The organism is Demequina mangrovi, from assembly GCF_000759715.1.
Lineage (GTDB): Bacteria > Actinomycetota > Actinomycetes > Actinomycetales > Demequinaceae > Demequina > Demequina mangrovi.
The window spans coordinates 42,374-55,059 of the sequence record NZ_BBLU01000008.1 but is presented as its reverse complement, the minus strand read 5'-3'; the positions used below and the strand labels follow the sequence as shown (position 1 = coordinate 55,059).

Sequence of the window (12,686 nt, the reverse complement as noted above, 5' to 3'; positions counted from 1 at the left end):
GGGTGACACTGTTCTCCTCGGGGGTAGGACTGGCCGATAGCCTAGCCCGGTGACCACGCCAGGAGCCGACGCCGTCGCATCGTCGCGCCGTCCGCTCACCGAGGCGTCCCTGTCCTCGCTCCTGCCGGGCACGCTCTCGCGCCTCATGGTGGTGCCCTCGTCGCCGTCGACCAACACGCGGCTGCTCTCGCTCGCTGCGGGCGATCCCGAGGGCTGGCCGCATCTGTCCGCCCTGGTCGCGGACCACCAGACGGCGGGCCGCGGGCGGGCGGGGCGCGAGTGGGTGACGCCGCGCGGCGCGGCGCTCACGGTGTCGTTCGTGCTGCGTCCCACGCACGTGGCCCGCGAGGACTACGGCTGGGCGCCCCTGGTGGTGGGCCTCGCGACGGTCCGTGCGCTGCGCGGCCTGGGCGTGGGCGCATGGCTCAAGTGGCCCAACGACGTGGTCGTCGAGGCCGGCGCGCGCGAGATCCCCGGCTGGGGGCGCTGGCGCAAGGCCGTCGGCATCCTGTGCGAGACGGTGCCGGGTCAGGAGGCGATCGTCGCCGGGATCGGCATCAACGTCTCGCAGTCCACGGGCGAGCTCCCCGTGCCGCATGCGGCATCGCTCGCATCCCTGGGTGCGACCGGGCTGGACCGCGTCGCGCTCATGCGGGCGCTCGCGGGCGAGCTGCGCGGCGCGGTGGCGCTGTGGGACGCAGGCGCACATCCCCGTGCGGAGGTCGAGAAGGTCACCGCGACCCTCGGTTGGGACGTCGCGGTCGACGTGCCCGGCGCGGCGCCCGTGGCGGGCCGCGCGGTCGCGTTGACCGAGGCCGGGGCGCTCGTGGTGCGCACCGTCTCCGGCGACGAGCGCGTGGTGATGGCGGGCGACGTCCGAGTCCGCCGCGGCTGACCCTGCCCCGCCGGGCCCCGCGCGCCACCCCACACCGCTCGCGCAAGCCCACCCCACGCGCCCGCGCCACCGCCCCCCACGCGAATGGGGCGCTCACGGTGGCTCTAGTTGTCTGGATGCGCGCCATGGGGCGCTGAGCGTCGCCTCAGATCGGCAGGACCAGCTGCTCGCCCTGGTTGCGGATGTTCCCCACGGCCTTGTCCACCGCATGCCACGTGAGCTCGGGCGCGGGCGCGGCGATCGCGGCGAACAGGTCGTCCTTGCTGGTGCCCGCGTCGAGCCACGCGGCCGCCTCGTCCGGCATGAGCATCACCGGTTGACGGTCGTGGATCTCCTGCATCGCGGCGCGGGCGGCGGTGGTGACCACCGAGCAGGTCGCGAGCCACGGCGCCTCGTCGCCCAGCGCCTTGTCGCGCCAGAACTCGAACAGCCCCGCGAAGGCGAGCGGCGTGCCGTCCTCGGTGTGGATGAAGTACGGCGTCTTGCCGTCCTCGCCGGCCTTCCACTCGTAGTAGCCCGAGGCGGGGACGATGCAGCGGCGCTTCGCGAAGGCGGCCCGGAAGGACGGCTTCTCGGCCACGGTCTCGGACCGCGCGTTGAACATCCGCGAGCCGATCGCGGGGTCCTTCGCCCAGGAGGGCACCAGCCCCCAGCGGGCGGTCTCGAGAGACCGCCCCGCCTCCTTGCGCGCCACGATGATGCTCGTGTCCTGCATCGGCCCGATGTTGTAGCGCGGCGCGATCCGCGCCTCGTCCGCGATCACGGCGATCTCGAAGGCGTCGACCAGCTCCTGCTCGGTGAGGAAGTTCGCGTAGCGTCCGCACATGGGGCCAGCGTAGGCATGCCGGGTGGCCGGAGAGGGCCCAATGCATCGCCTGCCAGCGGTTTCTCTCTCCACAGGTCTATCCCATTTGTCCGTTTCGCTGTAGCGTCGCCGCCATGGGAGGCGAGGTCCGCACGCGCATCGAGGAGGATGTGCGCGCGCGGATCCGGACCTCGGGCCTCGATCCCGCGCGTGAGCCCCGCGCCGTCGAGGCGATGGTGCTCCAGGCGATCGACGCGTGGGACGAGCGCGCGCTGCTCGGCGGAGACGCCCCCGTGATGGACCGCGATGCGCTCGCCCGGTCGGTCACGGACGCGGTCGCGGGGCTGGGCCCGCTGCAGCCGCTCCTCGACGATCCGACCGTCGAGGAGGTCTGGATCAACTCGCCTCATGAGGTCTACGTCGCGCGCGGCGGCAGGAGCGAGCTCACCAGCGTCCTGCTGAGCGCGGACGAGGTCCGTGGCCTCGTCGAGCGCATGCTCGCGCTCGCGGGACGGCGGCTCGACCTCAGCTCGCCGTTCGTGGATGCGGCCCTGCCCGGCGGCGAGCGCCTGCACGTGGCGATCCCCGACGTCACCCGCCGCCATTGGGCCGTCAACATCCGCAAGTACATCGCGGCGGCCACCGACGTCGACGACCTCGTCGCGCTCGGCACGCTCACCCCGGCGGCGGCGCGCTTCCTCGCGGCGGCGGTCCGCGCGGGCCTCACGGTGCTCGTGTCGGGCGGCACGCAGGCGGGCAAGACCACCACGCTGAGCGCGCTCGCGGGCGCGATCCCCGCCCGCGAGCGGGTCATCACGTGCGAGGAGGTCTTCGAGCTCGCGCTGCCGCTGCGCGATGTGGTTGCGCTGCAGTGCCGGCAGCCGTCGCTCGAGGGCACGGGGGAGATCACCCTGAGGCGGCTGGTCAAGGAGGCGCTACGGATGCGCCCCGACCGCATCGTCGTCGGCGAGGTGCGCGAGGCCGAGGCGCTCGACCTGCTCATCGCCCTCAACGCGGGCCTTCCTGGTCTGTCGACCGTCCACGCGAACTCGGCGCGCGACGCGCTCGCGAAGATGTGCACGCTGCCGCTGCTCGCGGGGGACAACGTCTCCGACCGGTTCGTGGTGCCCGCCGTCGCCTCGGCGGTGGATCTCGTGGTGCACGTCGGCCTCGACGCCGACGGCACCCGCCGCGTGCGCGAGATCCTCGGTGTGTCCGGGCGGGTCGAGGCCGGCGTGATCGAGACCGCGGAGGTCTTCTCCTCGCGCGGCGACGGCCTCGCACGAGGGACGGGCTTCCCTCCCCATGCCGACCGCTTCGCGCGGGTCGGCGCTCCGCTCCACGAGATCCTGGCGGCCTGACATGGACGCCGTCCTGGGTCTCGTGCTCGGCATCGGGCTGCTGCTGGTGTGGCTCGCGTGCTGGGACGAGCCGGTCCGGCGCTCCCGACCACGGGTCCGCCGCGCCGCGCTCGAGGACCGTCTGGTCCAGGCAGGCCTCCCGGGGGTGACCGCGGGCGCATTCGGGGCGTCCGCGGTGGGCATCGGGCTGGTGGCTGCTGTCCTGACCTGGTCCGTGGCCGGATCCGCGGTGGTCGCGGCGCTCGCGGGCGCCGCGGCGCTCTACGCGCCGTTCGCCCTGGTCGCCTCGCGCGCGCGGGCACGCCGCGCGCGGCTCAGAGTCGCGTGGCCGGAGGCGGTCGACGCGCTCGTGTCGGGGATCCGTGCGGGGCTCGGGCTGCCGGACGCTCTCGCGGCGCTCGGGGAGCGCGGGCCCGAGCCTCTCAGGCCGGCCTTCGCCGCCTTCGGCGAGGACTATCGGGCGACGGGCGCGTTCGGGCCGTCGCTGGATGCGCTCAAGGCCGCGCTCGCGGACCCGGTCGCGGACCGTCTGGTCGAGGCGGTCCGGCTCGCGCGCGACGTCGGCGGCACTGAGGTGGGCGCGGTGCTGAGGTCGCTCGCGCAGTTCCTCCGGGACGATGCGCGGGTCCGCGGCGAGCTCGAGGCCCGCCAGGGGTGGACGGTGAGCGCAGCGCGGCTCGCCGCCGCGGCACCGTGGCTGCTGCTCGCGCTGCTGGCGACGCGGCCCGAAGGGCTCGCCGCCTTCGACTCGCCCGGCGGCGTCGCGCTGCTCGTCGGCGGCGCCGTCGCGTGCCTCGGCGCGTACCGCCTCATGCATGCGCTCGGCCGCCTCCCGTCCGAGGCGAGGGCGCTCCGATGACCGTCGCGATCGCGCTCGCGCTGGCGGCCGGGATGGGGCTCGTGCAGTCCTGGGTCCACGCGCGACGGTTCTCCCTCGAGCGCCGGATCGCGCCGCGGCTCGCCGGAGGAGCCGGCGGTCGTCGCACCCGCAGCGCCGCGTCACGCATCGTCGCGCCCCTCGCGGGCGATGCGATCCGCATGGTCGAACGGTGGGGTCCCTCTGCGGCGGAGCTCGACCGCAGGCTGGCGCGGGCGGGCAGCACGGCCACCGCCGCGGGCCACCGCACCCGCACCGCCGTCGCCGCGGCGGCGGGGCTCGCCATCGGCCTCCTGCTCGGCACCGCGCTCGCCGTCGCGCGCGACGCGGGGCCGCTTGCGGCCCTCCTGATCGCCGCCGCGGTGACCGCCGCGGGCGCCGCCGCCCCGGACCTCCTCCTCGTCCGCCGCGGGCACGCGCGCGCCGCCCGCATCCGCGCCGAGCTGCCCGCGATCGCCGAGATGCTCGCACTCGCCGTCGTCGCGGGCGAGTCGGTGCAGGCGTCGCTCGCGAGGGCGGCGACGACGTCGCAGGGGCCCCTGGCCGACGAGCTCGGGACCGCGCTCGCCGAGGTGCGCGCGGGTCGTAGCGTGAGCGACGCGCTCGACGCCGCGGCGACCCGCTCCGACGAGCCGGTGCTGGCGTCCTTCTGCGCGGCGATCATCACCGCGCTCGAGCGCGGATCGCCGCTCGCCGAGGTGCTGCACGCCCAGGCGGCCGACGTCCGCGACCGCGATCGCCAGGCGCTGCTCGCCGAGGGCGGCCGGCGTGAGATCGCGATGCTCGTACCGGTGGTGCTGCTGATCCTGCCGGTGACCGTGCTGTTCGCGCTGTATCCGGGGCTCGTCGCGCTGAGGCTCGGCGGCTAGGCATCGAGAAGAGGGGGGACCGATGGAGGACATGGTGGAGGGATGGCGGGACGAGCGCGGCGACGTGCCCGGCTGGGTGCTCATCACCTTGATGACGGCAGGGCTCGTCGCGACCGTGTGGGCGCTCGCCGGTCCGGCGCTGGGCGACCTGTTCCTCTCGGCGCTTGACTCGGTCACGGGCGGATGACCGCGGCAGCGCGGTGGTCGAGTTCGTGCTCGTCGCCGCGCTCGTGGTCGCCGTCGCCCTCGGCGTGCTGCACCTCGTGCTCGCCGCACACCTGCGCAGCACCATGGCGGCCTGCGCGGCGGAGGGCGCACGAGTGGCCGCGGTGTCCCGGCAGGGGGACGATGCCGGCGCGAGCCGTGCGTTCGCCTGCGCCGAGGCGTCCCTCGGGGCGGACCTCGCCGTCGACGTCGCGCACGTCGAGACCGCGGGGCGCGACACGGTGCGCGTCACCGTCTCCGGCCGGATGCCCGCCCTGTCGCTTTGGCGCGGCGGTGCCGTCGAGGCGGCCGGGCGCGCGCTGGTCGAGGGCGACCATGAGCGGTGACCCGCGCGCGGCCGACGGCTCCGCCACCGTGGAGTTCGTCGCGCTGACGCTCGTGCTCCTCCTGCCCATCGTCGCGATCGTCGTGGCGGTGACCAGCGTCCAGGCGGGCGCCTATGCGGCCGAGGCCGCCGCGCATGCGGCGGCCCGCGCGGCCGTCGTCACCGGCCTCGACGCCGCGGGTGACGGCGCGGATCCGGCGCACGCGCTCGCGTTGGGCGAGGCCGATGCGGCGCTCGCGGCCGCGTGGGTCGCGGAGGACTTCGGCTTCGCAGGGCAGGAGGCGCTCGCGCTCGCCTGCGAGGGCGCGTGCCTCGCTCCGGGCACCGTGGTGACGGCGCGCGTCACGGTCGAGGTGCCGTTGCCGGGGGTGCCGGCGGTGCTCCGCGCCGTCGTGCCGTCGACGGTGACGGTCGAGTCGCTCGCATCGAGCCCGGTCGACGGGTACGTGCCATGAGCCTCGGCGATGAGGCGGGCTCGGTCACGGTCCTCACCATCGGGCTGCTCGCCGTGCTGCTCGCGGCGCTGGTGACCGTGGTGTCGACGACCCACGTGCAGCTTCAGCGGTCGCGGCTCGCGCACGTCGCCGACGAGACCGCGCTCGCGGCCGCCGACACCGTCGACCTCGACGCGTACTACCGCAGCGGCGTCGTCACGCTCGAGGTCGCCGCGGTCTCCGAGGCGGCCGCCGCGCAGCTGGCCTACTCGTCACGCCGGCAGGGCGTCGCGGACGCCGTGCTTGTCGACGCATCGTCCGCCGACGGCAGCACCGTCGAGATCGAGCTCGCGCTGCGCACCCCGATGCTGCTCGGCGCGCCGTGGCTGCCCGGGCGGGTGGACCTCACCGCGACGGCGTCGGCGCGGGCCGTGCCCTGACCAGGTCCTTCGGCCGGGGGAACTTGGTCCCATGCGAAGGAACCACCCGAGGCATACCGTGAACCACATGGTCCGCAGGCCGCCGGGAGACGGCAGCGGAGCCCATCACCAGGCCCCACAAGGGCGTTCACCTCAGGGAGAGGGAGTACCCCGCCATGACCGCTGAAGCCGTCAACAACGACACGATCCAGGACGATGCGGGCGACCCCCGCTCCCACGCGTGGCGTGGCTTCACCTCCGGCGCCTGGTGCGATGGCATCGACGTCCGCGACTTCATCCAGCTGAACTACACCCCGTACGAGGGTGACGACAGCTTCCTCGCCGGCCCGACCGCCCGCACCACCGGCGTCTGGGACAAGCTCTCCGCGATGTTCCCGGAGGAGCGCGAGAAGGGCGTCTACGACGTCGACTGGGAGACCCCCGCCTCGATCACCGCGCACGACGCCGGCTACATCGACAAGGACAACGAGGTCATCGTCGGCCTCCAGACCGACGCCCCGCTCAAGCGCGCGATCATGCCGTTCGGCGGCTGGCGCATGGTGGTGAAGGAGCTCGAGACCTACGGCTACCCCGTGAAGCCGGAGCTCGAGGAGACCTTCACCAAGTACCGCAAGACCCACAACGACGGCGTCTTCGACGCGTACCCGCCGAACGTCCGCGCGGCCCGCTCCTCGCACATCGTCACCGGCCTGCCCGACGCCTACGGCCGCGGTCGCATCATCGGCGACTACCGCCGCGTGGCCCTCTACGGCGTCGACGCCCTCATCCAGGGCAAGAAGCTCGAGCGCATCGAGCTCGACATGGAGCGCTCGACCGAGGACGTCATCCGCGACCGCGAGGAGAACTCGGAGCAGATCAAGGCTCTGAACGAGCTCAAGCAGATGGCGGCCAAGTACGGCTTCGACATCTCGGGCCCGGCCACCAACGCCCGCGAGGCCGTCCAGTGGCTGTACTTCGCGTACCTCGCCGCGGTGAAGGAGCAGAACGGCGCCGCCATGTCGCTGGGCCGCACCTCGACCTTCATCGACGTCTTCATCGAGCGCGACATCGCCGCCGGCGTCCTCACCGAGGAGTCCGCGCAGGAGATCATCGACGACTTCGTCATCAAGCTGCGCATCGTGCGCTTCCTCCGCACCCCCGAGTACGACGCCCTGTTCTCCGGCGACCCGACCTGGGTCACCGAGACCATCGGCGGCATGGGTGAGGACGGTCGCCCGCTGGTGACCCGCACCTCGTTCCGCTACCTCCAGACGCTGTACAACCTCGGCCCGGCCCCCGAGCCGAACCTCACCGTCTTCTGGTCGGACAAGCTCCCGCAGGGCTTCAAGGAGTACTGCTCCAAGGTGTCGATCGACACGTCGGCGATCCAGTACGAGTCGGACGAGCTCATCCGCCCCTGCTACGGCGACGACACCGCGATCGCGTGCTGCGTCTCGGCGATGGCCGTGGGCAAGCAGATGCAGTTCTTCGGCGCCCGCGTCAACCTCGCCAAGTCGCTCCTGTACGCGATCAACGGCGGCCGCGACGAGATCTCCGGCAAGCAGATCGCTCCCGTCTCCGCCCCGCTCGCGGACGAGGTCCTCGACTTCGACCAGGTGATGGAGGCCTACGACAAGCTGCTCGACTGGCTCGCTGAGACCTACGTGGACGCGCTCAACTGCATCCACTACATGCACGACAAGTACGCCTACGAGCGCATCGAGATGGCGCTGCACGACCGCACCATCCTGCGCACCATGGCGTGCGGCATCGCCGGCCTCTCGGTCGCGACGGACTCGCTGTCCGCGATCAAGTACGCCAAGGTGCGTCCCGTCCGTGACGAGTCCGGCCTCGCGGTCGACTACGAGGTCGAGGGCGAGTACCCGACCTACGGCAACGACGACGACCGTGCCGACGACATCGCGGTGGACCTGGTGGGCCGCTTCATGGAGAAGATCCGGAAGCAGCCGACTTACCGCAACGCCCAGCACACGCAGTCGGTCCTGACGATCACCTCGAACGTGGTCTACGGCAAGCACACCGGCAACACCCCGGACGGCCGCCGCACCGGCGAGCCCTTCGCGCCGGGCGCCAACCCGATGAACGGCCGCGACGTGCACGGCGTGATGGCCTCGGCCCTCTCCGTGGCGAAGCTGCCCTACTCGGACGCGCAGGACGGCATCTCGCTGACCACGTCCATCGTTCCGTCGGGCCTGGGCCGCACCCGTGACGACCAGGTGAAGAACCTCGTGGGCATCCTCGACGCCTACAACGTCTCGCAGGGCTTCCACGTCAACGTGAACGTCCTCAACCGCGAGGTCCTCGAGGACGCCATGGAGCACCCCGAGAACTACCCCCAGCTCACGATCCGCGTCTCCGGGTACGCCGTGAACTTCGTCCGTCTGACCCGTGAGCAGCAGCTCGACGTGCTCTCCCGCACGTTCCACGCCGGGCTGTAACCTCCCTCTCCACAGACTGGACACCCAGCGGCGCCTCGCCCCACCGGGCGGGGCGCCGCTCCTTTCTCCCGCGCTCCTATGCTCGGTACCAGGAGGTCCCCATGTCAGACGAAGCCGTACCCGTGCCCCTGCTCGCCGCGCCCCCGATGGAGGTCGCGGACGAGGAGATGGCTGCGGCGGAGCTGATCCGCGACCACCAGGAGGGCTCGGTCCACTCGTGGGACCTGGTCACCGGCGCCGACGGCCCCGGCACCCGCATGACGCTGTTCCTGGCCGGCTGCGGGATGCGCTGCCAGTTCTGCCAGAACCCCGACACGTGGCGCATGCGCGACGGCAAGCGCCACACGGTCGACGAGGTGATGGAGCGCGTCACCCGCTACGCGCGCATCATGAAGGTCACCGGGGGAGGTCTCACCATCTCCGGCGGCGAGCCGCTGCTGCAGTCGAAGTTCGTGATGAACATCTTCCGCCGCTGCAAGGACCTCGACATCGACACCGCGCTCGACACCGCGGGCCTGCTGGGCGCGCGCCTCAGCGACGACGACCTCAACTACGTCGACCTCGTCCTCCTCGACATCAAGGCGGGCCTGCCCGACGTCTACAAGCGCGTCACCGGCCGCCCGCTGCAGCCGACGCTCGACTTCGCGGAGCGCCTCTCGCGCCTGGGCAAGAAGATGTGGATCCGCTTCGTGCTGGTGCCCGGGCTCACCGATGCGCCCGAGAACGTCGACGCGATCGCGGACTTCGTCAAGACCCTCGACGGGGTCGAGCGGCTCGAGGTGCTGCCGTTCCACCAGTTGGGCCGCGACAAGTGGGAGCTCTCGGGCGAGCCGTACCTGCTCGGGGACACGCAGCCGCCGGACAAGGAGCTCATCGAGCGCGTGAAGGAGCAGTTCGCGCTGCGCGGCATCACCGTGATGTAGCAGCACTCACATCGCCGCGCCCGTCGGATCGGACCTTGCGCCGCGCGGCGGTGCCGTGCCTATCCTGAGGCGATCGCGCGCGGCCGTGACGGGGCGGCGCCCGACGGGGGGAGCCGATGATGGCCTTCACAGTGGTGGACCCGGTCGCCGGGACCAGGCTGGCGGAGTATCCGACGATGACGGCGGACGAGGTCGCCGCTGTGGTCGAGAGAGCGGATCTCGCGTTCCGCTCCTGGTCGCGCGGCGCGTCGCCAGGCGAACGGGCTGCGCCGCTCGCGCGCGCGGCGGAGCTGCTCCGCGAGCATCGCGACGAGCTCGCGGATATCGCCGTTCGCGAGATGGGCAAGCGGCGTGACGAGGCGGCGATGGAGGTCGACTGGGCAGTCGGCCACTTCGCGTGGGCCGCCGAGAACGTGGACATGCTCACGGCGGACCTGCCCCTGCAGTCGGAGCCGGGGCTGCGTCTGGTGCTCCGTCCTGCTCCGCTCGGTGCGGTCCTGGCGATCATCCCCTGGAACTTCCCGTACCTGAACGTGGCCCGCATCGTCGCCCCGAACATCGCCGTCGGGAACACGATCATGGTCAAGCCGGCGCCGCAGTGCCCCGAGTCGGCCGCCGCGGTCGAGCGGCTCCTGCACGAGGCGGGTCTGCCCGACGGCGCCTGCACCACCCTCTACGCCGAGGTCGACCAGATTCCGGCGGTGATCGCGGACCGCCGGGTGGTCGGGGTGTCGGTCACGGGCTCGCGGCGCGCCGGCAGATCCGTCGCCGAGACCGCCGGCCGTCACCTCACCCGGGTGTCGCTCGAGCTCGGCGGCTCGGACCCGTTCCTCGCGCTGTCGACGCATGACATGGTCGGGCTCGTCGAGCAGGCCTTCTGGATGCGGAACTTCAACTCCGGCCAGGTGTGCTCCGCGGCCAAGCGGTTCATCGTGATGGACGACCTCTACGACGAATTCCTCGCGGGGCTGGTCGCCAGGATGCGCGCGTGCGTCACGGGTGTGCCGGACGCCGAGGGCGTCGAGGTCTGCGGGCTGTCCTCCCAGGTCGCGGCGGAGCGGCTGGAGGCGCAGGTCGACCGCGCCGTCGAGCAGGGCGCCCGGGTGCTGTGCGGCGGGCGTCGTGACGGGACCTTCTACGAGCCGACCGTGCTCGTCGACGTCGCGCCCGGCACCGAGGCCTACGAGGAGGAGCTCTTCGGTCCGGTCGCGGTGGTGCATCGGGTGGGCGACGAGGAGGCGGCGATCGCGCTGGCCAACGACACCCCGTACGGCCTCGGGGCGCGGGTCTTCACCACCGACCCCGCGCAGGGCGAGCGCGTCGCGGATCTGCTCGAGGCCGGCATGGTCGCGGTCAACGCGAATGTCGGCGGCGGTCCGTACATCCCGTTCGGCGGGATCAAGGAGTCGGGCGCGGGCCGGATCGGCGGAGTGGTCGGCACGCATGAGTTCGTCAACCTCAAGGTCCTCACCATCGCATCGTGACGCGCAGAAGGCCGGGACCCCGCAGGGCCCCGGCCTTCTGGACGGCGGTTACGCGGTGAGCGCCGCCGCGAGCTTGTCGAACGTGTCGACGTAGGCGTCGATCGCGGCGTCCGAGTGGACCACCGAGAGCGTCCACTCCTCCTCGCGGCCCGGCGTCATGAAGATGCCGTGGTTCATGTTCCACAGCCACGCGAGGTCGCACAGCTCGGCGTCCTGAGCGTTCTTGAAGCCCTCGTAGTCCGTGATCTTCTCGGTCGAGAACGTCACGCAGCCCTTCGAGCCGATGCCGACGGCGTAGCCCGGGAGGTCGTACTTCTCGATGACGGCCTGGCAGCCGGCGACGATGCGGTCGTTGAGCTCGCCCAGGCGCACGTAGGCCTCGGGGGTGAGCACCTCGAGCAGCGAGGCCTTCGCGGCGGCCATCGACAGCGGGTTCCCGTTGTACGTGCCCACCTGGTAGACCTTGCCGCTCTCGACCACCGACATGACCTCCTCGGAGCCGCCGATGGCGCCCGACGGCAGGCCTCCGCCGAGGACCTTGGCGAGCGTCACGAGGTCCGGCGTCACGCCGAACTTCTCGGTGGCGCCGCCCGCGGCGATCGCGAGGCCCGTCTTGACCTCGTCGAAGATCAGCACGATGCCGTGCTTGGACGTGATCTCGCGCACGGCCTCGAGGTAGCCGGGCTCGGGGAGCACCACGCCGAGGTTCATCATGGCGGCCTCCATGATCACGCACGCGGGGAGGCGGCCCTCCTCGGCCAGGCGCTCGATGCGGCGCTCCATCGCGCCCGCGTCGTTGAACGGCACCGCGATGGTCATGTCGACGGTCGCCTGCGGGATGCCGGCGCCGTACGCCAGCGAGGCGTAGTTCTCGCGGTCGCCGATCTTGTCGTACTCGACGCCGATCGACACCATGACCGTGTCGTGGTGGCCGTGGTACGAGCCGAAGATCTTCATCACGGTGTCGCGGCCGGTGTAGGCGCGCGCGATGCGGATCGCGTCCATGGTCGACTCGGAGCCCGAGTTGGTGAAGCGCCACTTGGGCAGGCCCCAGCGGCGCGCGAGCTCGTCGGCGACGTCGATGACGTCCTCGGTCGCGGCGGCGAAGTGCGTGCCGAGCGGGTAGCGCTTGGCGAGCGCCTCACCGATCGCGGGGTGCGCGTGGCCCTGGACCATCGAGCCGAAGCCGTTGTGGAAGTCGTAGAACTCGTTGCCGTCGACATCCGTGATGCGGTCGCCCGCACCCGACTCGATGTAGATGGGCCACGGGTCGCGTCCCTGGTAGCTGGACGCGACGCCGCCGGAGAGGTGCTCCGACGCGTGGGCGTACATGGCCTTGGACTTGGTGGTGCGCTCGTTGAGCAGCGCGGTCTGCTCCTCGATGAGCTGCGCGATACGGGCGCGGTCGAGCGTGACAGGCATGACTCCTCCACCCGACCGGCCTGGCGACGGGCAACTGTGAGGTTCGGTTCGCGACCACCGCCGGCCTGGCGCTGGGGTCGCACACCCGGGGAGTGCATCTCCGACGCTAGCCGATGCCGTGTTTCCGGTCCATGACGCGCCGTCGGACGATGCGTCGCGCGCCTCGTGGCGCCCGGGCGCGGTGTCCG

At 72.3% G+C, this 12,686-nt stretch carries 13 protein-coding genes; 11 read left to right on the top strand and 2 right to left on the bottom strand.

Going from position 1 to position 12,686, the window contains the following annotated elements:
• Window positions 1-49: 49 nt before the first annotated feature.
• On the top strand, window positions 50-895 hold the full coding sequence (locus TR42_RS08785) for a biotin--[acetyl-CoA-carboxylase] ligase (protein ID WP_042215005.1): 846 nt from the start codon (window positions 50-52) through the stop codon (window positions 893-895).
• Window positions 896-1,040: 145 nt separating this feature from the next.
• On the opposite strand, the gene TR42_RS08780 is transcribed toward TR42_RS08785, so the two are convergent.
• The gene (locus TR42_RS08780; protein ID WP_042215004.1) at window positions 1,041-1,721 is read right to left on the bottom strand and encodes an SOS response-associated peptidase; all 681 of its coding nucleotides are present in this window, start codon (window positions 1,719-1,721) and stop codon (window positions 1,041-1,043) included.
• 113 nt (window positions 1,722-1,834) lie between these two features.
• Here TR42_RS08780 and TR42_RS08775 point away from each other — a divergent pair, with 113 nt between their 5' ends.
• From TR42_RS08775 to TR42_RS08735, 10 genes are all read left to right on the top strand, one after another.
• Window positions 1,835-3,061: a TadA family conjugal transfer-associated ATPase gene (locus TR42_RS08775; protein ID WP_042215002.1), complete on the top strand. Its 1,227-nt coding sequence runs from the start codon at window positions 1,835-1,837 to the stop codon at window positions 3,059-3,061.
• Between the two features lies 1 nt (window position 3,062).
• Window positions 3,063-3,920, top strand: a complete 858-nt coding sequence (locus tag TR42_RS08770; RefSeq protein ID WP_042215000.1) for a type II secretion system F family protein — start codon at window positions 3,063-3,065, stop codon at window positions 3,918-3,920.
• The gene (locus TR42_RS08765; RefSeq protein WP_042214999.1) at window positions 3,917-4,807 is read left to right on the top strand and encodes a type II secretion system F family protein; all 891 of its coding nucleotides are present in this window, start codon (window positions 3,917-3,919) and stop codon (window positions 4,805-4,807) included. The genes TR42_RS08770 and TR42_RS08765 overlap by 4 nt, the downstream gene beginning before the upstream one ends.
• Window positions 4,808-4,829: 22 nt before the next feature.
• On the top strand, window positions 4,830-4,994 hold the full coding sequence (locus TR42_RS15130; RefSeq protein WP_169742209.1) for a hypothetical protein: 165 nt from the start codon (window positions 4,830-4,832) through the stop codon (window positions 4,992-4,994).
• A complete protein-coding gene (locus tag TR42_RS08760) occupies window positions 4,972-5,358 on the top strand; it encodes a TadE/TadG family type IV pilus assembly protein (protein WP_042214997.1) in 387 nt (128 codons plus the stop codon). The genes TR42_RS15130 and TR42_RS08760 overlap by 23 nt, the downstream gene beginning before the upstream one ends.
• Window positions 5,348-5,812, top strand: coding sequence for a hypothetical protein (locus TR42_RS08755; protein ID WP_042214996.1), 465 nt, complete (start codon window positions 5,348-5,350; stop codon window positions 5,810-5,812). The genes TR42_RS08760 and TR42_RS08755 overlap by 11 nt, the downstream gene beginning before the upstream one ends.
• Complete coding sequence (locus TR42_RS14310; RefSeq protein ID WP_052405873.1) at window positions 5,809-6,231, top strand: pilus assembly protein TadG-related protein; 423 nt, start codon at window positions 5,809-5,811, stop codon at window positions 6,229-6,231. The genes TR42_RS08755 and TR42_RS14310 overlap by 4 nt, the downstream gene beginning before the upstream one ends.
• 155 nt (window positions 6,232-6,386) lie before the next feature.
• Window positions 6,387-8,669 (top strand): formate C-acetyltransferase, encoded by a 2,283-nt coding sequence (gene pflB, locus TR42_RS08745; protein ID WP_042214994.1) that lies wholly within the window; start codon window positions 6,387-6,389, stop codon window positions 8,667-8,669.
• A 101-nt stretch (window positions 8,670-8,770) separates the two neighbouring features.
• Window positions 8,771-9,592, top strand: coding sequence for a pyruvate formate-lyase-activating protein (gene pflA, locus TR42_RS08740; RefSeq protein ID WP_052405871.1), 822 nt, complete (start codon window positions 8,771-8,773; stop codon window positions 9,590-9,592).
• A 119-nt stretch (window positions 9,593-9,711) separates the two neighbouring features.
• On the top strand, window positions 9,712-11,076 hold the full coding sequence (locus tag TR42_RS08735) for an aldehyde dehydrogenase family protein (RefSeq protein WP_342341831.1): 1,365 nt from the start codon (window positions 9,712-9,714) through the stop codon (window positions 11,074-11,076).
• A 48-nt stretch (window positions 11,077-11,124) separates the two neighbouring features.
• Here TR42_RS08735 and TR42_RS08730 read toward each other — a convergent pair whose 3' ends face one another.
• Window positions 11,125-12,498, bottom strand: a complete 1,374-nt coding sequence (locus TR42_RS08730; protein ID WP_042214992.1) for an aspartate aminotransferase family protein — start codon at window positions 12,496-12,498, stop codon at window positions 11,125-11,127.
• Window positions 12,499-12,686: the final 188 nt, after the last annotated feature.

Excerpts from the sequence above, each read along its gene's own strand:
- TR42_RS08775 (WP_042215002.1), top strand. The coding sequence starts at position 1,835 with ATGGGAGGCGAGGTCCGCACGCGCATCGAGGAGGATGTGCGCGCGCGG.
- TR42_RS08780 (WP_042215004.1), bottom strand. The coding sequence starts at position 1,721 with ATGTGCGGACGCTACGCGAACTTCCTCACCGAGCAGGAGCTGGTCGAC.
- pflA (WP_052405871.1), top strand. The coding sequence starts at position 8,771 with ATGTCAGACGAAGCCGTACCCGTGCCCCTGCTCGCCGCGCCCCCGATG.
- TR42_RS08735 (WP_342341831.1), top strand. The coding sequence starts at position 9,712 with ATGGCCTTCACAGTGGTGGACCCGGTCGCCGGGACCAGGCTGGCGGAG.
- TR42_RS08755 (WP_042214996.1), top strand. The coding sequence starts at position 5,348 with ATGAGCGGTGACCCGCGCGCGGCCGACGGCTCCGCCACCGTGGAGTTC.
- TR42_RS08730 (WP_042214992.1), bottom strand. The coding sequence starts at position 12,498 with ATGCCTGTCACGCTCGACCGCGCCCGTATCGCGCAGCTCATCGAGGAG.
- TR42_RS14310 (WP_052405873.1), top strand. The coding sequence starts at position 5,809 with ATGAGCCTCGGCGATGAGGCGGGCTCGGTCACGGTCCTCACCATCGGG.
- TR42_RS08770 (WP_042215000.1), top strand. The coding sequence starts at position 3,063 with ATGGACGCCGTCCTGGGTCTCGTGCTCGGCATCGGGCTGCTGCTGGTG.
- TR42_RS08765 (WP_042214999.1), top strand. The coding sequence starts at position 3,917 with ATGACCGTCGCGATCGCGCTCGCGCTGGCGGCCGGGATGGGGCTCGTG.
- pflB (WP_042214994.1), top strand. The coding sequence starts at position 6,387 with ATGACCGCTGAAGCCGTCAACAACGACACGATCCAGGACGATGCGGGC.
- TR42_RS15130 (WP_169742209.1), top strand. The coding sequence starts at position 4,830 with ATGGAGGACATGGTGGAGGGATGGCGGGACGAGCGCGGCGACGTGCCC.